Origin of the sequence: Lacisediminihabitans profunda, from assembly GCF_008040105.1 — a bacterium.
Classification (GTDB): domain Bacteria; phylum Actinomycetota; class Actinomycetes; order Actinomycetales; family Microbacteriaceae; genus Lacisediminihabitans; species Lacisediminihabitans profunda.
In genome coordinates, this window is sequence record NZ_VRMG01000003.1 from 72,348 (window position 1) to 93,200 (window position 20,853).

General features: G+C 68.1%; 22 protein-coding genes. 11 read left to right on the top strand and 11 right to left on the bottom strand.

Annotation, left to right across the window (positions count from 1 at the left end; genetic code table 11):
* Complete coding sequence (gene ppk2 / locus FVP33_RS01565) at positions 1-834, top strand: polyphosphate kinase 2 (RefSeq protein WP_147781881.1); 834 nt, start codon at positions 1-3, stop codon at positions 832-834.
* On the opposite strand, the gene FVP33_RS01570 is transcribed toward ppk2, so the two are convergent.
* Both FVP33_RS01570 and FVP33_RS20200 read right to left on the bottom strand, forming a co-directional pair.
* The gene (locus tag FVP33_RS01570) at positions 807-1,274 is read right to left on the bottom strand and encodes a hypothetical protein (protein WP_147781882.1); all 468 of its coding nucleotides are present in this window, start codon (positions 1,272-1,274) and stop codon (positions 807-809) included. The two genes, ppk2 and FVP33_RS01570, sit on opposite strands and share 28 nt — an antisense overlap.
* A complete protein-coding gene (locus tag FVP33_RS20200; protein WP_425460922.1) occupies positions 1,271-1,870 on the bottom strand; it encodes a cupredoxin domain-containing protein in 600 nt (199 codons plus the stop codon). Before FVP33_RS20200 ends, FVP33_RS01570 begins: the two co-directional genes overlap by 4 nt.
* Here FVP33_RS20200 and FVP33_RS01580 point away from each other — a divergent pair.
* Positions 1,785-2,702: a pseudouridine-5'-phosphate glycosidase gene (locus FVP33_RS01580; RefSeq protein WP_147781884.1), complete on the top strand. Its 918-nt coding sequence runs from the start codon at positions 1,785-1,787 to the stop codon at positions 2,700-2,702. The two genes, FVP33_RS20200 and FVP33_RS01580, sit on opposite strands and share 86 nt — an antisense overlap.
* Entirely contained in the window at positions 2,695-3,597 is a 903-nt protein-coding gene (locus FVP33_RS01585) for a carbohydrate kinase family protein (RefSeq protein ID WP_187270538.1), read from the top strand. Before FVP33_RS01580 ends, FVP33_RS01585 begins: the two co-directional genes overlap by 8 nt.
* Here the strand turns inward: FVP33_RS01585 and FVP33_RS01590 are convergent.
* Positions 3,575-4,960 (bottom strand): cryptochrome/photolyase family protein, encoded by a 1,386-nt coding sequence (locus FVP33_RS01590; protein ID WP_147781886.1) that lies wholly within the window; start codon positions 4,958-4,960, stop codon positions 3,575-3,577. The genes FVP33_RS01585 and FVP33_RS01590 overlap by 23 nt on opposite strands.
* Positions 4,961-5,032: 72 nt before the next feature.
* Between FVP33_RS01590 and FVP33_RS01595 the strand changes: the two genes are divergently transcribed.
* A complete protein-coding gene (locus tag FVP33_RS01595) occupies positions 5,033-5,953 on the top strand; it encodes a hypothetical protein (protein ID WP_147781887.1) in 921 nt (306 codons plus the stop codon).
* A 28-nt stretch (positions 5,954-5,981) separates the two neighbouring features.
* On the opposite strand, the gene FVP33_RS01600 is transcribed toward FVP33_RS01595, so the two are convergent.
* Together FVP33_RS01600 and FVP33_RS01605 are read right to left on the bottom strand one after the other, a co-directional pair.
* Entirely contained in the window at positions 5,982-6,419 is a 438-nt protein-coding gene (locus tag FVP33_RS01600) for a MarR family winged helix-turn-helix transcriptional regulator (protein ID WP_246142122.1), read from the bottom strand.
* A gap of 460 nt (positions 6,420-6,879) precedes the next feature.
* Positions 6,880-7,833 (bottom strand): AraC family transcriptional regulator, encoded by a 954-nt coding sequence (locus FVP33_RS01605; protein ID WP_147781888.1) that lies wholly within the window; start codon positions 7,831-7,833, stop codon positions 6,880-6,882.
* A 410-nt stretch (positions 7,834-8,243) separates the two neighbouring features.
* Between FVP33_RS01605 and FVP33_RS01610 the strand changes: the two genes are divergently transcribed.
* From FVP33_RS01610 to FVP33_RS01630, 5 genes are all read left to right on the top strand, one after another.
* Positions 8,244-9,581 (top strand): ABC transporter substrate-binding protein, encoded by a 1,338-nt coding sequence (locus FVP33_RS01610; RefSeq protein WP_147781889.1) that lies wholly within the window; start codon positions 8,244-8,246, stop codon positions 9,579-9,581.
* Between the two features lie 81 nt (positions 9,582-9,662).
* On the top strand, positions 9,663-10,601 hold the full coding sequence (locus tag FVP33_RS01615) for a carbohydrate ABC transporter permease (protein WP_147781890.1): 939 nt from the start codon (positions 9,663-9,665) through the stop codon (positions 10,599-10,601).
* Complete coding sequence (locus FVP33_RS01620) at positions 10,601-11,413, top strand: carbohydrate ABC transporter permease (protein ID WP_147781891.1); 813 nt, start codon at positions 10,601-10,603, stop codon at positions 11,411-11,413. Before FVP33_RS01615 ends, FVP33_RS01620 begins: the two co-directional genes overlap by 1 nt.
* Positions 11,414-11,462: 49 nt before the next feature.
* On the top strand, positions 11,463-12,932 hold the full coding sequence (locus FVP33_RS01625; RefSeq protein WP_147781892.1) for a mannitol dehydrogenase family protein: 1,470 nt from the start codon (positions 11,463-11,465) through the stop codon (positions 12,930-12,932).
* A gap of 23 nt (positions 12,933-12,955) precedes the next feature.
* Positions 12,956-13,960, top strand: coding sequence for an NAD(P)-dependent alcohol dehydrogenase (locus tag FVP33_RS01630; RefSeq protein ID WP_147781893.1), 1,005 nt, complete (start codon positions 12,956-12,958; stop codon positions 13,958-13,960).
* 26 nt (positions 13,961-13,986) lie between these two features.
* On the opposite strand, the gene FVP33_RS01635 is transcribed toward FVP33_RS01630, so the two are convergent.
* On the bottom strand, positions 13,987-14,727 hold the full coding sequence (locus FVP33_RS01635; protein WP_147781894.1) for a winged helix-turn-helix domain-containing protein: 741 nt from the start codon (positions 14,725-14,727) through the stop codon (positions 13,987-13,989).
* A gap of 327 nt (positions 14,728-15,054) precedes the next feature.
* On the bottom strand, positions 15,055-15,687 hold the full coding sequence (gene upp, locus FVP33_RS01640; protein WP_147781895.1) for a uracil phosphoribosyltransferase: 633 nt from the start codon (positions 15,685-15,687) through the stop codon (positions 15,055-15,057).
* A gap of 86 nt (positions 15,688-15,773) precedes the next feature.
* Between upp and FVP33_RS01645 the strand changes: the two genes are divergently transcribed.
* Entirely contained in the window at positions 15,774-16,214 is a 441-nt protein-coding gene (locus tag FVP33_RS01645; RefSeq protein WP_147782065.1) for a nucleoside deaminase, read from the top strand.
* Positions 16,215-16,220: 6 nt separating this feature from the next.
* Here FVP33_RS01645 and FVP33_RS01650 read toward each other — a convergent pair whose 3' ends face one another.
* On the bottom strand, positions 16,221-16,916 hold the full coding sequence (locus tag FVP33_RS01650) for a glutamine amidotransferase (RefSeq protein WP_147781896.1): 696 nt from the start codon (positions 16,914-16,916) through the stop codon (positions 16,221-16,223).
* A 3-nt stretch (positions 16,917-16,919) separates the two neighbouring features.
* Positions 16,920-17,882 carry a cation diffusion facilitator family transporter gene (locus tag FVP33_RS01655; RefSeq protein WP_147781897.1) on the bottom strand — a complete coding sequence of 321 codons (963 nt, stop codon included), beginning with the start codon at positions 17,880-17,882 and terminating at the stop codon, positions 16,920-16,922.
* Positions 17,883-17,905: 23 nt separating this feature from the next.
* On the opposite strand from FVP33_RS01655, the gene proC reads away from it, so the two are divergent.
* Positions 17,906-18,730, top strand: coding sequence for a pyrroline-5-carboxylate reductase (gene proC, locus FVP33_RS01660; protein ID WP_147781898.1), 825 nt, complete (start codon positions 17,906-17,908; stop codon positions 18,728-18,730).
* Positions 18,731-18,745: 15 nt separating this feature from the next.
* On the opposite strand, the gene FVP33_RS01665 is transcribed toward proC, so the two are convergent.
* Positions 18,746-19,420: a potassium channel family protein gene (locus tag FVP33_RS01665; protein ID WP_147781899.1), complete on the bottom strand. Its 675-nt coding sequence runs from the start codon at positions 19,418-19,420 to the stop codon at positions 18,746-18,748.
* On the bottom strand, positions 19,413-20,837 hold the full coding sequence (locus tag FVP33_RS01670; protein WP_147781900.1) for a TrkH family potassium uptake protein: 1,425 nt from the start codon (positions 20,835-20,837) through the stop codon (positions 19,413-19,415). Before FVP33_RS01670 ends, FVP33_RS01665 begins: the two co-directional genes overlap by 8 nt.
* Between the last annotated feature and the right edge of the window lie 16 nt (positions 20,838-20,853).

A 20,853-nucleotide genomic window follows, 5' to 3' on the forward strand; every position in this document is an offset into this window, starting at 1 on the left:
ATGGCCGGGTCAAAGAAGACGAAGAAGAAGCCCTCGGCTCGGCGAGTGGCGAGGCAGGCCTACGAGGCCGAGCTCGAGCGACTGCAGATCGAGCTCGTGAGCATGCAGCAGTGGGTCAACGCCACGGGCGCGCGCGTGGTCGTGGTGTTCGAGGGCCGCGACGCCGCGGGCAAGGGCGGCGCCATCAAGCGCATCATGCAGTACCTCAACCCGCGGACTGCCCGGGTCGTGGCGCTCCCCATGCCGAGTGAGCGGGAACGCGGACAGTGGTACTTCCAGCGCTACATCGAGCGGCTTCCGACGGCCGGTGAGATCGTGCTCTACGACCGGTCCTGGTACAACCGAGCGGGTGTCGAGCACGTCATGGGCTACTGCACTCCGCAGCAGTACGAGCTCTTCCTCCAGCAGGCGCCGGACTTCGAACGAATGATCGTCGCCGACGGGATCATCCTGATCAAGTACTGGTTCTCGGTCTCAGACGCAGAGCAGGAGGCGAGATTCAAGTCGCGGCTCAACGACCCGATGCGGCGTTGGAAGCTCTCCGAAACAGACCTGCTGTCGATCAGCCGGTGGGAGGACTACTCCCGGGCGAAGGACGAGATGTTCGCGTACACCGACATCCCGGAGGCACCGTGGTGGACGATCGAGAGCGACGACAAGCGATCGGCGCGGCTCAACGCCATCAACCATCTCCTCGGCCAGGTGCCGTACGAGTCGCTGGAGCCGGAGAGCGTGGAGATCCCGCCTCGACCACGCGCCGACGACTACGAGCGTCCGCCCCGTGAGCTGCACCGGCACGTTCCGGATCACGCGGAGACTCTGCGCGCCACCTGACCGGGGTCCTGGCTCGTTCGGCGAGCGCCCGGCCGGCCGACGATCAGCCCGACGAGAGCGAGAACGGCCCCCACCCCCTCGACGACGGTCGTGAGAGTCTTCTCGAAGAACCAGATCGGCTCGTACATCGAGGGGATCGGGCCGATCGCCGGCAGTCGAACCAGGCTCGAGATCAGCACGGCGGCGAGGGCGCTGGCCGTGACGACCAGGGCGAGGAAGTAGGCCGGGCGGCTGCCCCGGATCAGCACGTACAGGGCGACCAGCACGGCGGCGGCCGACTCCAGATAGAACAGGTTCCCCTGCCCGATCCCGCCCGGATTCGCGAGCTGGTAACCCGGCGCCAGCAGGATGTGCACCGCCGCGTCGGTGACTAGTGCGGCGGCGACCAGCAGGCGGAGCACGCCATCCGCGACCCGCGATCCCGCGCCGCGCCCGCTCACTTCACGACCAGAGTGGCGTGCATGTTTCGGTGGAACGTGCAATGGAAGGCGAAGCTGCCCGGGGTCGACGGCGCGGTGAACGTCGCCGTCGCACCGCCCTGGATAGTCACGTCGAATGACGCGCCGTCGTCCGAGGTGACCGTGTGCGCCTGGCTGTCCGTGTTCGTCACCGTCACGGTCGCGCCCGGCGCCACCGAGGCCGGCGCCATGAAGGTGAAGTCCTTGATGAGGATGGCGTCGGCCGACGTGGACGCCGACGCCGAAGCGCTCGCGGCGGGCGGCTGGCTGGTGCCCGACGACGGGCTCGTGCTGCCGCCGGACGAGCATCCGGCCACCAACAGCAGGATCGCCGCCGCTGCCGCAATGATCGCAGTCCTGTAGGTCTTCATATCCTTCGACTCCCAACCCGGGCGGTGAGGCACGCGCTCCCGATTGACTGTTAAACGACGGCCGGGGGCATCCGGTTCACCGGCACTATCCGTGCAGCACCCCGCCGATAGTGTGGTGCCTATGACCACGCCCTTCATCGTCTCGACCGAGGTCTCCGCGGCGCTCGCCGCCGGCTCCCCCGTCGTGGCCCTCGAGTCCACGATCATTTCGCACGGGCTGCCGCGTCCCCGCAACCACGAGGCGGCGAAGGAGTTCGAACGGATTCTGCGTGACGCCGGCGTGACGCCGGCGACGATTGCGGTGCTCGACGGCGTGCCGCGCATCGGGCTGGATGCGGACGGCGTCCGCCGCATCGCCGAGGAGGACCTGGCGAAGGCCAGCGTGCGCGACCTGCCCGTGCTCGCCGCGACCGGAGCGTCCGGGGCCACCACGGTCGCGGCCACCGCCCACCTCGCCTCCCTCGCCGGCGTGCGGGTGTTCGCCACCGGCGGTCTCGGCGGTGTGCACCGGGGAGCCAGCCACACCTTCGATGAGTCCGCCGACCTGTCGACGCTCGCGGTGACCCCCGTCACGGTGGTGAGCGCCGGCGTCAAGTCGGTGCTCGACATCGCGGCGACGCTCGAGCGGCTCGAGACGCTCAGCGTGCCGGTCGTGGGCTTCCGCACCACCGTCTTCCCGAGCTTCTGGCTCACCGAATCCGCCCACGAGCTCGACTGGTCGGTGGACTCCGCCGCCCAGGTCGCGGCGATCATGCGCAGCCAGGACGCGCTCGGCCACGGCCAGGGGATCGTCGTGGCCAACCCCATCCCGCGTGAGCAGCAGTGGGATCCGACCGAGCACGACCGGGTGCTCTCCGAGGCCCTCGCCGCCGCGGACGCCGCGGGCATCCACGGCAAGGCGGTGACGCCGTTCCTGCTCGGCTTCATCGTCACCGCCTCGGAGGGTCGGAGCCTCGAGGTCAACCTCGATCTGGCGCGCAACAACGTGCGGCTCGCCGCGGAGATCGCGATCGAATGGGCACTGGGCGCCCGTGCCTGAGCGACGGCGGATCGTCGTGTTCGGCGACGTGATCGACGACGTCGTGGTCGTGCCGCGCGGCCCCATCCGTGCGGACACCGACACCGCCTCCTCGATCCGCCGTCGCGCCGGCGGGTCGGCAGCCAACACCGCGGCCTGGCTGGGAAGGCTCGGCGCCGCCGTGGACTTCGTCGGGATGGTCGGCGTCGACGACCTCGAGCGCCACCGGGAGTTGCTCGCCCGCTCGGGCGTCACCCCGCACCTCACCGGCCACCCCGACCTGCCGACCGGGTCGATAGTGGTGATCGTCGACGGGGAGCAGCGCACCATGCTCACCGAGACCGGGGCGAACGCCGCGATGACGCCGGATGCCGTCGCCGACGACCTGCTCGACGCCGCGGCGATAGTTCACTTCACCGGTTACAGCCTGTTCGGTAGACCGGACGACACCGCGCTGCGGTCCCTCATCGCGCGGGCGAAGGCTCGCGGGGTCCTCGTTTCCGTGGACCCCGGTTCGGCCGGATTCCTTGCCGACTTCGGCGCCCAGCGGTTTCTCTCCGCCGTCGCCGGGGCGGACGTGCTCTTCCCGAGCCTCGACGAGGGCCGCGCCCTGACCGGGCTGGCCACCCCGGAGGAGATCGTCGCCCGGCTCGCCGAGGACTTCGCGGTCGTGGTTCTCACCCTCGGCACCGACGGGGTGCTGGTCGCGCAGAACCCCGGCGAGAACATGGTCACCGAACCCATCAGGATCGACGCGATCGACACCGAGATAGTGGACCCGACGGGGGCCGGAGATGCGTTCGCGGCCGGCTTCCTCGACCAGTGGGTTCGCACGGGGGACGCCGCCGGCGCGGCCCGCGCCGGTGTGCTCGCCGGTGCGCGAGCGGTCGCGACTATCGGCGGTCGCCCCGCCTGACGAAGTCGTAGGCCTCGAGCGCCTCGGCCCGGGAGGCCTTCACGTCGACGATCGGATCGGGATACGCGTCGGTGCCGAGTTCGGGAAGGTAGCGCCGCTGGTAGTCGCCGCGGGGATCGAATCTGGCGGCCTGCAGCACCGGGTTGAAGACGCGAAAGTAGGGGGCGGCATCCGCACCCGAGCCGGCCACCCACTGCCAGTTGCCGGGGTTGCTCGCCTCGTCGGCGTCGACGAGGGTGTCCCAAAACCACTTCTCGCCCACCCGCCAGTCCACCAGCAGATTCTTCACCAGGAAGGATGCCACCACCATGCGTGCCCGGTTGTGCATGTAGCCCGTCTGCCAGAGTTCCCGCATTCCCGCGTCGACCAGCGGCACCCCGGTGCGGCCCTGCCGCCAGGCCTGGAGCACGGGCGGAGCCGGCGTCTCCCACGGGAAGGCATCGAACTCGCTGCGGAAGTTGCGCTCGTGCAGGTCGGGAAAGTGGAAGAGGATGTTCCAGTTGAACTCGCGCCAGCCCAGCTCGCTGAGGAACTTGCCGACGTTGCCCTCGGCGTCGGCGCTCAGGTCGCCGCGCTGGGTGCGCTGCCAGACCTGGAACGGGCTGATCTCCCCGAATCGCAGGTGCGGTGAGAGGCGCGAGGTGGAGTCCGTTCCCGGCTCGTCCCGGCCCTTCGCATAGTCGTCGAGCCCGTCGGTGACGAAGGAGTCCAGGCGATAGTGCGCGCCGGCCTCCCCGGGCGCCCACGCCTCTCGCAGCCCGCCGGCCCAGTCCGGGTGGGAGGGCAGGAGGGCCCAGTCCTCCAGATCGTCGCCGGCCACGCCCCCGACCCCGGGGATCGAAGCCGGTGCTTCGACCGGATCGCGGGGCGCACCCTTCGCGAGGCAGGCCCGCCAGAACGGGGTGAACACCCGGAACGGATTGCCCTCGCCCGTGGTGACGGTCCACGGCTCGACGAGCAGATTCGCCTGGAAGCTCTGTACCTCGAGGCCTGCCTCGCGCAGCGTCGACTCGAGGGCGGCATCCACCCGTCGTTGTGGTCCGCCATAGCGGCGGTTCCAGAGCACCGCCCCGGCCCCGAGTTCGTCGACGAGCCGCGGCAGTTCGGTCTCGGCCGCACCGCGGCGAAGGAGGAGGGTGCCGCCCCGCTCCGCGATATCGGCGCCGAGGGCGGCGAGGCTGTGGTGCAACCACCATCGGCTGGCAGCACCGAGGGGACGGATGCCGGGGCTCACCTCATCGAGAAGGTAGAGCAGCGCCACGGGACGGCCCCGATCAACCGCGGCCCGGAGCGCCGGGTTGTCGGCCACCCTCAGGTCGTCCCGCAACCAGACGATGGTGGGGTGCTCTGACGTGCCGGTCACGTCCTCCACAGTACGGCGTCTCCGCCGAGGAGCCTCCACTGGACTACGGTGGGGGCGGGGAGGGGCGAATCGATGACAATTTCGGCAGTGCGGGAACCGGCAGGGCCGTCGAGCGTGTCCGACCAGGCGAGGCTCCGCGCCGACAAGGTGCGCGTCGCCGCGCTCATCGAGCTGATCTCGCGAGAGCACAACATCCGTTGCCTGGCCGCCGGCGGACCGATCTTCGCCCAGCTCGGACTGATCTCGCCCCGAGTGTCGCCCACAGCGACAGTGATCGTGGACCCCATGCACCAGCTCCAGCTCGTTCTGGCGCTCGAGGGCGAGGGGTGGTCGCGAGTGACGCAGTCGAACACCGGCGGACTGTTGCCTCCCGTCTTCACCCGGGTCGTGCACCCACGACTGGTCTGTCCGCTCGACATCTACGACATCTTTCCCGGGTTCTATGCGCCGCCGGCCGAGGTCTTCGAACGACTGTGGTCGCGTCGAGCGACACTGACCCTCGGGCGCACCGCGGTGTCGTCCCTGGATCGGGTGAGCACCGTCCTCGTCGCCGGTCACGACCAGCTCGGCTCACTCGCCCGTAACGAGCGTTCCGTGTCGAACATCGACTACTTCGTGTCGATGTTCCGCACGAGCCTGACGCCCCGGGAGCAGGAGGCATTCGTGCGGCTCGTCTCGGAGGTGGAGGGGATCGAGCCGTTGCGGCCGTTTCTGATGGCGATCGGCGTTCGCGTCGGGGAGATCACTCTGCCGAGCGTGGTGTACTGCCAGGCGCGACTCGGAATCGCGCATGTGAGCGACTCGTTGATCTTCGCGGTGTCCCTGTTCGAGGCACCGCCCGGGCGACGGTTCGCGGGCTTCCGCAGCATCTTTCGACGGCATCCGAAGCGGGTGATGCTGGCGCTTCTCGCTTCACCGCGATCGTTCGCGGTGGTCGCCGGCTCGCGAGCCCGCCACCGACGACAGCAGCTGGCGGCGCCGCCACAAGCGTAAGGCGGGCATCGATCCCGCGCCGCGGTCCCTAGGTTCCGCTGAGGCGCAGCTTGTCGCAGAGGGTCTGGAGGGTCACGAGTTCCTCGTCGGAGAGCGCACCGCCCACCCGGGTGGCGATCGACTCGATGTGGCTGCGCGCGACGAGGCGGAACAGCTCGAAGCCCTCGTCGCTCAAGCGTACGATGATGCCGCGGGCGTCATCCGGATCATGCAGCTTCGTCACGTACCCGCGCGCCGCGAGGCGGTCGACGAGCCGGCTCACACTCGGCTGGGTGAGCAGCAGGTGACGGTTGAGGTCCTTGAGGCGCAATTGCCGCTGCGGCTGGCGGGAGAGGTTGAAGAGCACGTCGTACTCGTTGAGCGACAGGTCGCCGTTCGGAAAGTCCGACTGCAGGTAGCGCATCACCGAGACCTGCGCCCGGAACAGCGCCTCCCAAGCGGAGACGGCATTTGTCGACTTGCTCACACCACAACTCTACGGACCGGGGAGGCCGCCAGGCAGAAAGGCGGCGACGGACTGGGGCTCTAGGCGGGACCGGGGGCCTTAAACAGGATTGAGGGTCGGTTTCAGAGGCTAGAAACCGACCCTCTCCCTTGCACCAAGAGTGTCCTGCAATCACATTCCGCAGAAGCTGCCACAGCAAACAACTTCTGCTCTTGAACTATATAACGGTGAGATAACGGAGCGCTAGTTATCAAACCGTTATTTTCCTAAGAATCTTTGTGCGAGCCCAGGGCCCCTCCGCGCGCGACTGTTCCCCTTTGTCAGGTTTGGGCCTCGGCGCCCGTGCTCCAACGCGACGAATGGGCTCCAACGCGACAAATGGGCTCCAACGCGACGAATGGGCACCAACGCGCGCAATCTCCGCAATCGCCGCGGTCGCTCCCGGTGCGACGACGGTGGGTGGCAGGCGAGGCGGAGGAGGTCAGGGATGGGCGTGCTCGACCAGCCGGTTGGCGGTGCCGAGGCCCAGGCGCGGGGACATCCCGCTCGGCCGTTCCGCGTCGTCGAGGTTGCGGTATTCCCGGGGCGTCATCCCCACCTCGGCGAGGAACTGCCGGTTGAAGTTGGCGAGGTTGCTGTACCCCACTTCGGTGCAGATTGTCGAGACTGGCAACTCCGAGGTCGCGAGCAGCCGGCAGGCGTTTGCGATGCGAAGCTTCTTGACCGTATCGCTGAAGGTGAGCCCGCTCGCCCGCTTGAAATACTTGGAGAACGTGGGTTCTGACATGTGGGCGAGGTGCGCCGCCTCCGACATCCGGATGCGGTCGTTCAGGTTCGCGAAGATGTACGCAAGGCCCGCCTCGACCGCCGCCTTGCCTTCCCGTCCCTCCGAGGCGGAGAACCAGGCCCGCGTCACGAGCATCTTCTCCTCCTTCGGGGCGTGAGTGAGGACGGCGAGCAGGGCGAACAGATGGGACAGCCGCCTGGAGCCCGAGGTGCGGCCGACGAGCTCTATCTGCTCGGCGGCGTCGAGCGCCGTTTGTCCCCCGAAAATGATTCCCATCTGTGAGAGTTCGAGCAGCTCCCGAACGGCGCTCACCTCGGGCAGCACGCCGATGCAGCGCTCCAGCCATTCGGCGTCAAACTGTACGACGGCATCCCGTCCGATGATCACCTCGTCCGGCTCGAGATCGCTCATCCAGTCGTGGGGGAGCTCGGATCCGATCATCGCGACCTGGCCCGGCCCGAAGGCCCCGATCTGGTCGCCGATGATGTAACTCCCGGTCCCCTTCCTGATGAGGTGGATCTCGTATTCCGGGTGGTAGTTCCAGCGGGCGATCTCGCTCGGATAGTCGTGTTCGAGCCAGCGGAATGACTCGCCGGGAAGGAGCGGGATCACCTCCCGGGCGGCCGGGCGATCGATCCACCTGGTCACCCGGTTCGGCGCCTCGCGCGGGTTCGGTAACGGTTTTATCACGTCGTCGTGTCCTGTCCAAACGATGTGGCGAGCGGGGTTCCGCGGGCCACCGGTGGGAGTTTCCCGCCAATCCGGCACTTATGGGGCCAGGACGGTGCGCGGCGGCGATGGCAATTGTTGCCATCGTCCCCGGTAGTCGGCCCGGCTTGGAAAGAAAGTATCAGAAGCGCAGCGCGTACGGACTGTTTCTCTCGATCCGTGGCGAATAGCTTTCAATCGCGGGGCAAAGCACGAACGCTCGAAACCCGCACCAAGCACACGCAGCTGGCCACTGCGCTCGCGCCGGACTCCGGCGCGTTTCTCCACCCCTTCCGTCGGGTCGACTCCGCACGGGGCACCACTTAAGCAACGAAGACAAAGGAGTTCCAATGCTTGTCAAGAAACGCCTGTTGATCCTGGGGGCGGGCCTGGTGGTCACCACCCTCGCACTCAGCGGATGCGCGGGGGCCGGCGCGAAATCGCAGTCGGTCACGCTCACCCTCGCCACGGTGAACAATCCGCAGATGAAGGACATGGAGCAGCTCAAGGGCACCTTCGAAAAGGAGAACCCGGGCATCAAGGTCAACTTCGTCCAGATGGAGGAGGGCGACCTCCGCGCCGCGGTCACCGCCGATGTGGCGTCGGGTGCCGGCCAATACGACGTGGTCACCGTCGGTGCATACGAGGTGCCGCAGTGGGGCGCCCAGGGCTGGTTGAAGGACCTCACCTCGACCCTGAAGAACGACAAGTCCTACGACGTGGGCGACATCCTGCCGCCGGTACGCGACGCCCTCTCGGTGGATGGCAAGCAGTACGCGGTGCCGTTCTACGGCGAGTCGTCCATCCTCATGTACAACAAGGAGATGTTCGCCAACGCCGGCCTCACCATCTCGGATCACCCGACCTGGCAGGAGGTCGCGGCCGACGCGAAGATCCTCAACACGGCAGACCACGCGGGCATCTGCCTTCGCGGTAAGCCGGGCTGGGGCGACCTGTTCGCGCCGTTGACCACGGTCGTGCAGACCTTCGGTGGCGCCTGGTACGACTCCAAGTGGAAGGCACAGGTCAATTCGCCCGCGTTCGTCGAGGGGGTCAACTTCTATGTCGACCTGCTCAAGACGGCCGGCGAGAAGGACCCGGTCTCGAACAGCTTCACCGAGTGCCTCAACCAGTTGAGCGCCGGCAAGGTGGCCATGTGGTACGACGCCTCGGTGGCGGCCTCCATCCTCGAAGACCCGAAGACCTCGAAGGTGGCCGGCAAGATGGGCTACGTGCACGCGCCGGTCTACAAGACCAAGGAATCCGGATGGCTGTGGTCGTGGAACCTCGCCGTTCCGAAGACCTCGAAGAACGCCGACGCCGCGGAGAAGTTCGTGAAGTGGGCAACGAGCAAGGACTACCAGCAGCTCGTGGGGAAGACCCTCGGCTGGACTCGGGTGCCGCCAGGGGCGCGCACCTCCACCTACTCGATCCCCGAGTACAAGGAGGCCGCCAAGGCCTTCGCGCCGATCACGCTCGATGTGATGAACTCTGTCAACCCGAAGCAGCCCGGCCTCAAGCCGCAGCCATGGGTGGGCATCCAGTACGTGACGATCCCCGAGTTCCAGGACGTGGGCAACCAGGTCGCGCAGCTCGTCGCCGACGCGATCGCGGGCCGCACCACGGTGAAGGAAGCCCTCGACAAGGGCCAGGTCATCGCCCAGGCCGCCGGCGACAAACAGAAATAATCGCACCGCGATCGTGAGTCCCGGGGCCGGACGGATGAACCGGCCGGCCCCGGGCCCCACCTCAACGACGAGGGAATGGCTATGACAACGACAATCGAAGTCCCCACCGCGACTCAGGTGCACCGGGCCACCCAGGCCGGGATCGCCCACAAGAAGAAGGCCAGGGCCTCCCGGGCGCTCGTGCTCCCGGCACTGGTCTTCTCCGTGATCCTCACCCAGGTGCCCTTCCTGGTCACCATCTACTTCTCGCTGCTCAACTGGAACCAGTTGCGGCCGAGCGAGATCAAGTTCGCCTGGTTCAAGAACTACGCCGTGGTCTTCACCGGTCCCGACTTCCTTCCGTCGCTGTTCGCGACCGTGGTGATCACCGGCTCGTCCGTGATCCTCTCGCTGCTGCTCGGCCTCTTCTTCGCGGTGCTGCTCGACCGCAAGTTCGTGGGCCGCGGCCTGGCCCGCACCCTCATGATCACCCCGTTCCTGGTGATGCCCGCCGCCGCCGCCCTCATCTGGAAGTGGTCATTGCTCGACGTCAACGTCGGCATGGTCAACTGGGCGCTGCACCTGGTCGGCCTTTCGGCGATCGCCTGGAACACCGACCTGCCGGTGGTCACCATCATCATGATGCTGACCTGGCAGTACACCCCGTTCATGATGCTCATCCTGCTCGCCGGGCTGCAGAGCCAGAGTCGCGAGGTGCTCGAGGCCGCCTCGGTCGACGGAGCCGGCCCGTGGCGCACCTTCCAGTGGATGACCCTCCCGCACCTGCGCCAGTACATCGAGATCGCGACGCTCCTCGGCTCGATCATGCTCCTTCAGGCCTTCGACCCCATCGCCATCATGACGAAGGGCACCGGCGGCACGAAGACGTTGTCGTACCTGCTCTACGAGCGGGCCTTCATCGGCCTCGATGTCGGACAGGCCGCCGCGTTCGGCGTCGTGACCGTGGCCGTGACCATCGGGGTGGCGACGATCGCCCTCCGCACGCTGTTCAAGGTATTCATCAATGGAGGAGAGCGCTGATGCGCAAGATCCGTTCCACCCTCATCACCGCGGCCACCTGGGTGCTGGTGGCGATATTCTTCTTCCCGATCGCCTGGATGGTGTTCACGAGCCTCAAGACCGAGGGCGACGCGGCATCCATCCCACCCAAGTTCATCGCCGCGCTGAGCTTCGACCAGTACGCCATCGTGTTCAACCGAGGCATGGGTTCCTACCTGCTCAACTCGCTCACCGCGAGCGTCGGTTCGACCCTGCTCGTGCTGCTGCTGGCCATTCCGGCGGCGTACGCGCTCAGCATCCGGCCGATCAAGAGGGTTCAGGATGTGCTGTTCTTCTTCATCTCCACTCGCTTCCTGCCGGCCGCGGCGTCGATCCTCCCCGTGTTCTTCATCCTCAAGACCATCGGAGCGCTCGACAACATCACGGCACTCGGGCTGCTCTACGCCGCCATGAACCTGCCGATCGCGGTGTGGATGATGAGGTCGTTCTTCAACGAGGTGCCCCTGGAAATCGTGGAGGCTGCCCAGATCGACGGTGCCAACCTGCGTACGGAGCTCGTGCGGGTTGTGCTGCCGATCCTGTTGCCCGGCATCGCCGCCGTCGCCCTGATCTGCTTCATCTTCTCGTGGAACGAGTACTTCCTGGCCACCCTGCTCACCACCTTCCAGGCGCGCACCACCCCGCCGTTCCTCGCGAGCTTCGTGGACGGGCGTGGGCAGTTCCTCGCCGTGCTGTCCGCGGCGTCGACACTCGCGGTGCTGCCGGTGATCATCGCCGGCTGGGTCGCCCAGAAGCAGCTCGTGCGCGGCCTCGCCATGGGCGCCGTCAAGTAAGCCCGTCTCCCGGTCGACCATTCGCCCACAACAGGAAGCACGCTCCTCCATGACCAGACTCAGTGCCGAAACGCTGTCCAGCCTCACTCCGACCGTCGCCCGCCCCGGCTACGACAGGTCCCAGCTCACCGCGGGCATCGTGCACATCGGGGTCGGCGGCTTCCATCGCGCCCACCAGGCCGTCGCGCTCGACCGGCTGATGAACGCCGGCCTCGCCTTCGACTGGGCGATCTGCGGGGTCGGGCTGCTCGAGCCCGACCGGCGGATGAAGCAGGTGTTCGACGAGCAGGACTGCCTCTACACGGTGGTGCTGAAGCACGCGGATGGCCGCCGGGAGCCGCAGGTGATCGGCAGCATCGTGGACTACCTGTTCGCCCCCGACGATCCGGAGGCCGTGATCGAGAAGATGGCGAGCTCGGAGATCCGCATCGTCTCCCTCACGATCACCGAGGGCGGCTACAACTTCGACCGGGTGACCGGCGAGTTCGACCAGACCACCCCGGGCATCGTGGCGGACCTGCGCGACGGCGCCCTGCCGACGACCGCGTTCGGCTTCGTGACGGAGGCGCTGCGTCGCCGCCGGGACCGCGGCCAGCCGGCCTTCACCGTGCAGTCCTGCGACAACATCCAGTCCAACGGCGACATGGCCAAGCGCATGTTCACCGCCTACGCGCGACTGAAGGATGCCGAGCTCGGCGCCTGGATCGAGGCGAACGTGCACTTCCCCAACGCGATGGTCGACCGGATCACCCCGGTCACCTCCGCCGAGGATATCGCCGAGACCGCGGAACTGATCGGCCTGGACGACGCGTGGCCGGTGGTCTGCGAACCGTTCTTCCAGTGGGTGATCGAGGACGACTTCAGCCTCGGCCGTCCGCCATACGAGAGGGTCGACGTGCAACTCGTGGACGACGTCGAGCCGTACGAGTACATGAAGCTGCGTCTGCTCAACTCGTGCCACCAGGGCATGTGCTACTTCGGTTTCCTGGGCGGCTATCGCTACGCCCACGAGGCGACCGCCGATCCGGCCATCGCTGCATTCCTCACCAGGTATATGGACCGCGAGGCGACCCCGACCCTGCGGCCGGTGCCCGGCATCGACCTCGAGGCGTACAAGGTCTCCCTCATCGAGCGCTTCTCCAATCCGGAGGTGCGGGACACTCTCGCGCGGCTGTGCGCCGAGTCGTCCGACCGCATCCCGAAGTGGCTCGTTCCCGTGATTCGCGACCAGCTGGCGAGTGGCGGTGAGATCGTCTGCGGGGCGGCCATTATCGCCAGCTGGGCGCGTTATGCGGAGGGAGTCGACGAGCAGGGCGAACCCATCGACGTCGTCGACCCGCTGCGCAACGAACTCGTGGCGATCGCCCGGACCCAACGTGAGAACCCGCTCGCCTTCATCCAGAATCGTCAGCTGTTCGGCGACCTCGCGGATGACGAACGGTTCACCGCCGCCTACCTCGACGCGCTCACCTCCCTGTTCGAGCGCGGCGCACTCGCCACGGTGCGCTCGTACTCCTGACTCCCCACACGAAAGGACCCATGATGGCCAACCCGAGCGCGGTTCTGTACGCACAGGAAGACCTCCGGATCGAGGACCGCCCGGTGCCCGAACCGGCCGCCGGCCAGGTGCTGGTGGAGGTGGGTGCCGTGGGAATCTGCGGCTCGGACGTGCACTACTTCGAGCACGGCCGCATCGGCCGCTACGTGGTGGACGCCCCGATGGTGATCGGGCACGAGTCGGCCGGCGTGATCGTGGGGCTGGGGGATGGGGTGGATTCGGCCCGCCTCGGCGAGCAGGTCGCGATGGAGCCCGGCGTGCCCGACCGCACCTGCGAGCAGTGCCTGGCCGGTCGGTACAACCTGTGCCCGAACGTCGTCTTCTTCGCGACGCCTCCCTTCGACGGATCGATAAGCCGGTTCGTGGTGATCGACCAATTCTTCGCCCACCCGGCGCCCGCGCCGCTCACGGTGGAGCAGGCGGCCATGGCCGAACCGGTGTCTGTGGGGGTGTGGGCGGCTCGCAAGGCGCGGGTGGGCCCGGGCGACCGGGTGCTCGTCACCGGGGCCGGTCCCATCGGGCTGTTCGCCGCCCAGGTCGCCCGCGCCTTCGGCGCCCGGAGCGTGACCGTCACCGACGTCAGCGAGTTCCGGCTCGGGGTGGCCAGCGACCTCGGGCTTGGCGCGCTGTCCGCGAGTGCGGAGCTCGACGGGGAGTTCGATGTTCTGCTCGAGTGCTCCGGCGCACCGGCCGCCCTTCGCGGCGGCATGAACGCCCTCGCGCCTGCCGGCCGCGTGGTGCTGGTGGGGATGGGGGCGGACACGGTGAGCATCGATGTCCCTCTCGTGCAGGGCAGGGAGCTCACCATTTCCGGAATTTTCCGCTATGCGAACACCTATCCGCTCGCCCTGTCCCTGATCGCCTCGGGAGCCGTCGACACCGACCGGGTGGTCACGCACCGCTTCGCCCTCGACCAGACCGAGCTCGCCCTGACGCTCGCCCGGCGCGACCCGAGGTCGCTCAAGGCCGTCGTGCTGCCGTCGGCCTGAGCGGTGTCGTGGGCCGTGCGGCGGGCCTAGAAGATGTCCGGGCTCGGCGTGGAGGTGTGGCGGATCGACACGTCGGCGTGACGGTCGAAGCGGTAGCCGACCCCGCGCACCGTGCGCACGATGTCCTCGTATGCACCGAGCTTGGAGCGGAGTCGACGCACGTGCACGTCGATCGTGCGCTCGTTCGGGGCGTCGTCGTCGCCGACTGACCAGAGGGAGGCGATGAGCTCGGCGCGTTCGATCGTGCGGCCCTCGCGCAGCACGAGATACTGCAGCAGCTCGAACTCCTTATAGGTGAGGGCGGCGGTCTCGTCGTCGAGCACGAGGCGCTTGCGGGAGAGGTCGATGACGACGCCGCCGCGCTCCTTCTCGGTCGCCTCCGGCTGCTGGCGGTGCTTGGCCAGGGCCGACGGGTCCTGCAGGGCGAGGCGCACGACCTCGACATCCCGGCCCCCGGCGCCCTGGGGGGCGAGGGCGACCGCTGCGTAGGTTTCGGAGGTCGGCACGAGCTCCGCGGTGAGCTTGCGGAGGGCCTCGACGATCCGGCCGAGGTCGGTGCCGGCCTCGGCGGCCTTGAGCTCGTCCACCCCGACGTAAAGCACGAAGCCGCGGGCCTCGGTTCCGTTCGGCACGGCGCGGATGCGGGCCGGAGACTCCGGGGCGGCCGGCGTGGCCGGTGTGGAGACGGGGCCCACCGGGGTGAGCCGGCGCGAAGACGGCTGGGGGGCGGTGAGCGGGTGCGCGAGATCGAAAGTAGCAAGAGACATGGTCGAATTCCTTGGGAGTGGTGAAGGGCCTCTAATGATGAGGGTGTGATCCTTCGGGATACTTCAGGTGGTGCTGTAAGGACGTCGCCCGTTATGAGGAGCGGACATCCGGGAGTTCCTGCCCCGCTACGGGGCCGAACTCGACAAGGAGTGGCTGTTTAAGCACACATTCGACAACACATGACGACGCCGACCGGCATCATCATGCCGGCAGCCCTGGGAGCCGCGAGGGCAGTCAGGTCATGCGCGTTCATAGTCATATAGCAACTATCTTGCATGGGCCGCCGGAAAGTCAAGCTCGCCCCGGCCCCGGCGCGTGTTTCGCGCCTAGACGGTGCCGTAAAGCCGATCTCCTGCGTCCCCGAGCCCAGGCACGATGTATCCCACCTCGTTGAGCCTCTCGTCGACGGCGCCGAGCACGATCGTGACGTCCCGGCCCTCCATCGCCTTCTCCACCGCGGCGAGGCCTTCCGGCGCCGCGATGAGGCAGACGGCCGTCACGTCCACCGCCCCGCGGGCGAGGAGGAAGTCGATGGCCGCGATGAGGGACCCGCCGGTGGCGAGCATCGGGTCGAGCACGAAGCACTGGCGGTTGGAGAGGTCCTCGGGCAACCGCTCCGCGTAGGTGGTGGGCTGCAGAGTCTCCTCGTCGCGCACCATGCCGAGGAAGCCGACCTCGGCGGTAGGGATGAGTTTGACCATGCCCTCGAGCATGCCAAGACCGGCGCGCAGGATCGGCACGACGAGCGGCCGGGGCTGGCTGATCGCGAGCCCGGTGGCGGTGGCGACCGGGGTCTCGACGGTGACGGCCTCGACCCGGACACCGCGCGTTGCCTCGTACGCGAGCAGGGTCATCAGCTCTTCGGCGAGTGCCCGGAACGTGGGCGACGGGGTGTTCTTGTCGCGCAGAACGGTGAGCTTGTGGGTGACGAGAGGGTGGTCGGCAACGTGGACTCGCATAGGCTCAATCTAGCTTGTCGGCCCATGGCGTCGGCGTACGGTTCGGGAGGTTCGTGGTGGCGGTGCCCGTGCTGTACACCCGGCGGATGCTCGAGGCCGTGGCGAGCGCGAGGCTCGCCCTCGAGCACGGCGACGTTCCGGTCGCGGCCATCGTGCTCGACGCGGACGGAACCCCGATCGGAGCCGGACGCAACGAGCGCGAACTGAGGCAGGATCCGACGGCCCACGCCGAGATCCTCGCCCTGCGGCAGGCGGCCGAGGCGAGGGGCGACTGGCATCTCACCGGCACGACGCTGGTCGTGACGCTCGAGCCCTGCCCGATGTGCGCCGGGGCGATTCTCGCCGCCCGCGTGCCCGTCGTGGTCTTCGGAGCCTGGGACGAGAAGGCTGGCGCGGCCGGTTCGGTCTACGACCTGCTGCGGGATCGCCGGCTTCCGCATCGCGCCGAGGTGTACGGCGGTGTGGAGGAAGAGGCCTGCGCCGAGTTGCTCACCGACTTCTTCCGGGCGGCACGCACGGAACTCTGACCGCGGTCAGGGCTGCAGGGCGAGCCACTCGCCGAACATCGCGATCGACGCCTGCTCCATGGCAGCGCCGTGCAGGGCGGCCTGGGCCCGGAGGTCGTCCGGGTCGATGCCGTGGCGTTCGAGCTCCGGGAGCCCGTCGACGATCCACTCCTCGTACATTGCGCCGGTGAGCTCTGGATGGAACTGCACGGCCAGCGCGCGGTCGCCGAGGCTCCACGCCTCGTTGCTGTACTCGGCCGAGCTGGCCAGCCGGGTGGCACCCGATGGCAGCGCGAAGGTGTCCCCGTGCCACTGCATCATCGGCACCCCGGCGACGTGGCGCAACGGCGAATCGAGACCGGCATCCGTCGGCCGCACCTCGCGGAATCCGATCTCCACGGTCTTGCCCTTGCGCACGGTCTCGCCCAGGGCCTCCGCCATCATCTGCGCGCCGAGGCAGATGCCCAGGGTGGCGCGCTCGGAGCCGAGCCGCCGCTCGAGAAAGGCGAGCTCTCGGGCGATGAACGGATGGGCATCCTTCTCGTAGACGCCCATGTCGCCGCCGAGGACGACAACCAGCGGCGCCTCCGCCGCCTCGGCCGGCAGCTCCTCGCTGGTCACGTCGACGTAGTGCACCTCGTAGTCGTTCGCGAGCAGCACGGGTTCGAGGTTGCCGAGATGGGCGATCGGCAGGTGCCGGATGACAAGCGCGACCCGGGCCATCGTCTAGTCCGCCGCCTTGATGATGATCGCCTCGGTTGAGGGGTTGCCCGCGCCCGGAGCGACGTAGACGTCCGGTTCGATGTAGATCACCCGGGCGATGGGAACCGCCGCGCGCACTCTCGCCTCGAGCGCGTTGATGGCCGTGGCGACATCCGCGAGCTTCTTCTTGCCGGAGAACGCGATCTTCGCCGCGACGAGCATCTCGTCCGGGCCGAGGTAGAGCGTCTTCATGTGGATCAGCGACTCGACCTCGTCGTCGGCGTTGATGGCGTCCCTGATGCGCTCGACGTCGGCGGCGCTCGCACCCTCGCCCACGAGCAGGCTCTTGGTCTCCATGCCCAGAATGATAGCGACCAGCACGAGCAGCACGCCGATGGCCAGCGTGCCGATCGCGTCGAACAGCCCGTTACCCGTCACGATCGTGAGCACCACGCCGAGGAAGGCGAACACGAGCCCGGTGAGGGCCGCGACGTCTTCGAGCAGCACGACGGGAAGCTCCGGCGCCTTGGAGTGGCGGATGAAGGCGACCCAGCTCTGCGTGCCGCGGGTGTGGTTCGACTCGCGCACGGCGGTGCGCAGGGAGAATGACTCGGCGACCATCGCCACGATGAGCACCACCACCGGCAGCCAGGCGTTCTCGAGCGCGTGCGGGTGCTGCAGCTTGTCGAAGCCCTCGTAGAGCGAGAAGACACCGCCGACGCTGAACAGGATGATCGACACGACGAACGCGTAGACGTAGCGTTCGCGTCCGAAGCCGAACGGATGCTGCTGGTCGGCCTTCTTCATCGATCGTCGGCCGCCGCGCAGCAGCAGGATCTGGTTGCCGGTGTCGGCGAGGGAGTGCACTCCCTCGGCGAGCATCGAGCTCGAGCCGGAGAATGCCCACGCCGCGAACTTGGTCACGGCGATCGCGAGGTTGGCGAGCAAAGCCGCGATGATCGCCCGGTTGCTGCCCTGTGTGCTCATGCGGTCAATCCTAGGATGGTGGGATGAGTACCCTCCCGACCATCGCCATTCTCGGAGCCGGCTCGATGGGCGGGGCGATCCTCTCCGGACTTCTTGCGCCGTCCGTCACCGTGACCGGCGGCATCCGCGTCACCAACCGCACCGAGGCGAAGGCGGCCGCGCTGCGGACGCCCGGGGTCACGTCCATCGCCCTCGAGCGCGCCCCGGAGGGCAACCTCGAGGCCGTTCGCGACGCCCGGGTCGTGCTGGTGGGAGTGAAGCCGGCGATGGTGTCCGACCTCCTGCGCGAGATCGCGCCGGCCCTCGCTCCGGGCGCCATCGTGGTGAGCGTCGCCGCCGGCGTGACGACGGCCACGATGGAGGCGATCGTGCCGGGTGCGGTGCTGCGGGCGATGCCCAACACCCCGGCCGTCGTCGGACGCGGCGTGACCGGTCTCAGCGCGGGCTCACGGTCGACCGCGGACGACCTGGCGATCGCCCGAGCCGTCTTCGAGACCGTGGGCGAGGTGCTCGAAATCGACGAGAGCCGCATCGATGCGCTCAGCACCATCTCCGGATCCGGTCCGGCGTACGTGTTCTATTTGATCGAGCAGCTCACCGCCACGGCGGTGGGGATGGGTTTCACCGAGGCGGAGGCCGCCACCATGGTGAACGGCACCTTCCTCGGCGCGGCCGAGTTGCTCGCGGCCTCCGGGGAGAAGCCCGCCGAACTGCGGAGGCGGGTCACGAGCCCCAAGGGGACCACCGAGCGCGCGATCGCCGAACTCGAGGCGGCCGACCTGCGTGCCGTCTTCGACCGCGCGACGGCCGCGGCCCTGGCGCGGGCTCGGGAGCTCGCCGCCGGGTAGCGGGGGCAGGGGCGGTCAGTCCTTCTGCAGCTTGGCGAAGCTCTCGATGCTCGCCGAGTCGCCGCTCACGATGATCAGGTCGTGTTCGGCGACGATCGTCTCCGGGGACGCATAGGTGAACTCCTGGCCCGGCGACTTCACGCCAAGCACCGTGATTCCGTACTTTCGGCGCACCGCCGAGTCGGCGAGCGACACTCCGAAGAGCTGGCGCGGTGGGTGCATCTTCACGATGGCGAAGTCGTCGTCGAATTCGATGAAATCGAGCATGCGGCCGGACACGAGGTGGGCGACGCGCTCGCCGGCTTCCGCCTCCGGGTAGATGACGTGGTTCGCGCCGATGCGAGTGAGGATCGTGCCGTGCGACTTGCTGATGGCCTTCGCCCAGATCTGCGGGATGCCGAGGTCCACCAGGTTCGCCGTGATGAGCACGCTCGCCTCGATCGACGACCCGACCGCGACCACGGCGATGGAGAAGTCCTGGGCGCCGATCTGGCGCAACGCGTCGATGTTGCGGGCATCCGCCTGCACCGCATGGGTCGCGATCTCCGACCAGGCCTGAACGAGTTGCGCGTCGTCGTCGAGCACGAGAACGTCGCGACCGAGGCGGGTGAGCTCGCCCGCCGTCGCGGCGCCGAAGCGTCCGAGGCCGATCACGAGCACCGCAGCGTCGGCCGGAATGGTCTCAGCCAACGATGGGCCTCTCTTCTGCTCTGCGGAACAGCCGTCGCTGCGTTCGTGCCGCGAGCGCCGCGGCGAGAGTCACTGTACCAACGCGGCCGAGGAACATCGTGGTCGCGAGAACGTAGACGGCCGGGTCCGGCAGTTGCCCGATCAGTCCGGTGGAGAGACCGCAGGTGGCGAAGGCCGAGATCACGTCGAAGAGCACGAACTCCAGGGGCGCGCCGGTGACCTGCAGGATCACGGCCGTGGCGACCGCGACGGTGGTCGCGCCCCAGAGCGTCACGCTCACGGCGACGCGAAGCACGTCGGTGGGGATGCGGCGCTCGAAGGCCTCCATCTCGCTGTGTCCGCGCGCCTCGGCGACGGCGGCGAGGAACAGGATGGCGAGTGTCGTGACCTTGATGCCGCCGGCGGTGGACCCCGAGCCGCCACCGATGAACATGAGCATGTCGGTGACGAGCAGGCTCGATCCGTTCAGCTGAGAGATGTCCACGGTCGAGAAGCCGCCCGACCTGGTCATCACGGAGAGGAAGATCGACTGGAGTACGCGCTGGCCGGCATCCATTCGCCCGAAGGTCGCCGGGTTGCCGAACTCGAGGGCGAAGTAGGCGATCGCGCCGAGCGCGAGGAGGATGCCCGTGGTCACGAGGGTCAGCTTGACGTGCAGGGACCACCGCTTCGGACGGCGCAGGTTGCGGGTCAGCACGTAGATCACGGGAAAGCCGATGCTTCCGAGCACGACGCCCACCATGATCACCCCGAGAAACCAGACATCGCCCCTGAAGGGCGCGAGGCCGTTCGGACTGAGAACGAATCCGGTGTTGGTGAAGGCCATCGCCGAGAAGGAGACGGACTGCCAGAGGGCGTCAGGAAGCGCGATCCCCTGAAGCAGGATGCGGGGCAGAAGCAGCACGGCGATCGCCGCCTCGATCAGCACTGTGCTGATGGCGACCGTGGCCAGCAGGCCGCCGATCTCGCTCAGGCGAACGGCCTGCCCCTCCGCGACAGCCCCCCGTTGGATGCGCAGCGGGTTGCCGTCGCTCGCGGCCATGAGCTTGGCGCGCAGCCCGAGCTTGCGGGAGATGACCAGGCCGAGGATCGAGGCGAGGGTGAGCGCGCCGACGCCGCCGATCTCCACGCCGAGCAGGATGATGCCGTGGCCGACAGGGGACCAGAACGTCGCCATGTCGACGGTGGCCAGGCCGGTGACGCAGATCACCGAGACCGCGGTGAACACCGCGTCGGCCAGGGGGGTCGGCGAGGCCCCGGCTCGGGAGACGGGCAAGGAGAGCAGCAGCGTGAAGGCGACGATGAGCAGGAAGAAGACGCCGATGGCGAACCTGGCCGGAAAGGCTGACGCGAAATCGCCCACGACGTTGAGCGCGCGCTGCGCCAGACCGACCCGCGAAACGGACCTGGTGGCCATGTGGTCCCTCGCCCTC

What these genes read in the sequence shown, in the direction of transcription:
- FVP33_RS01610 (WP_147781889.1), top strand. Translation starts at nt 8,244, where the DNA reads ATGCTTGTCAAGAAACGCCTGTTGATCCTGGGGGCGGGCCTGGTGGTC.
- FVP33_RS01580 (WP_147781884.1), top strand. Translation starts at nt 1,785, where the DNA reads ATGACCACGCCCTTCATCGTCTCGACCGAGGTCTCCGCGGCGCTCGCC.
- FVP33_RS01620 (WP_147781891.1), top strand. Translation starts at nt 10,601, where the DNA reads ATGCGCAAGATCCGTTCCACCCTCATCACCGCGGCCACCTGGGTGCTG.
- FVP33_RS01670 (WP_147781900.1), bottom strand. Translation starts at nt 20,837, where the DNA reads ATGGCCACCAGGTCCGTTTCGCGGGTCGGTCTGGCGCAGCGCGCGCTC.
- FVP33_RS01615 (WP_147781890.1), top strand. Translation starts at nt 9,663, where the DNA reads ATGACAACGACAATCGAAGTCCCCACCGCGACTCAGGTGCACCGGGCC.
- FVP33_RS01650 (WP_147781896.1), bottom strand. Translation starts at nt 16,916, where the DNA reads ATGGCCCGGGTCGCGCTTGTCATCCGGCACCTGCCGATCGCCCATCTC.
- FVP33_RS01635 (WP_147781894.1), bottom strand. Translation starts at nt 14,727, where the DNA reads ATGTCTCTTGCTACTTTCGATCTCGCGCACCCGCTCACCGCCCCCCAG.
- ppk2 (WP_147781881.1), top strand. Translation starts at nt 1, where the DNA reads ATGGCCGGGTCAAAGAAGACGAAGAAGAAGCCCTCGGCTCGGCGAGTG.
- FVP33_RS01625 (WP_147781892.1), top strand. Translation starts at nt 11,463, where the DNA reads ATGACCAGACTCAGTGCCGAAACGCTGTCCAGCCTCACTCCGACCGTC.
- FVP33_RS01630 (WP_147781893.1), top strand. Translation starts at nt 12,956, where the DNA reads ATGGCCAACCCGAGCGCGGTTCTGTACGCACAGGAAGACCTCCGGATC.
- FVP33_RS01655 (WP_147781897.1), bottom strand. Translation starts at nt 17,882, where the DNA reads ATGAGCACACAGGGCAGCAACCGGGCGATCATCGCGGCTTTGCTCGCC.
- FVP33_RS01595 (WP_147781887.1), top strand. Translation starts at nt 5,033, where the DNA reads ATGACAATTTCGGCAGTGCGGGAACCGGCAGGGCCGTCGAGCGTGTCC.
- proC (WP_147781898.1), top strand. Translation starts at nt 17,906, where the DNA reads ATGAGTACCCTCCCGACCATCGCCATTCTCGGAGCCGGCTCGATGGGC.
- FVP33_RS20200 (WP_425460922.1), bottom strand. Translation starts at nt 1,870, where the DNA reads ATGATCGTGGACTCGAGGGCCACGACGGGGGAGCCGGCGGCGAGCGCC.
- upp (WP_147781895.1), bottom strand. Translation starts at nt 15,687, where the DNA reads ATGCGAGTCCACGTTGCCGACCACCCTCTCGTCACCCACAAGCTCACC.
- FVP33_RS01645 (WP_147782065.1), top strand. Translation starts at nt 15,774, where the DNA reads ATGCTCGAGGCCGTGGCGAGCGCGAGGCTCGCCCTCGAGCACGGCGAC.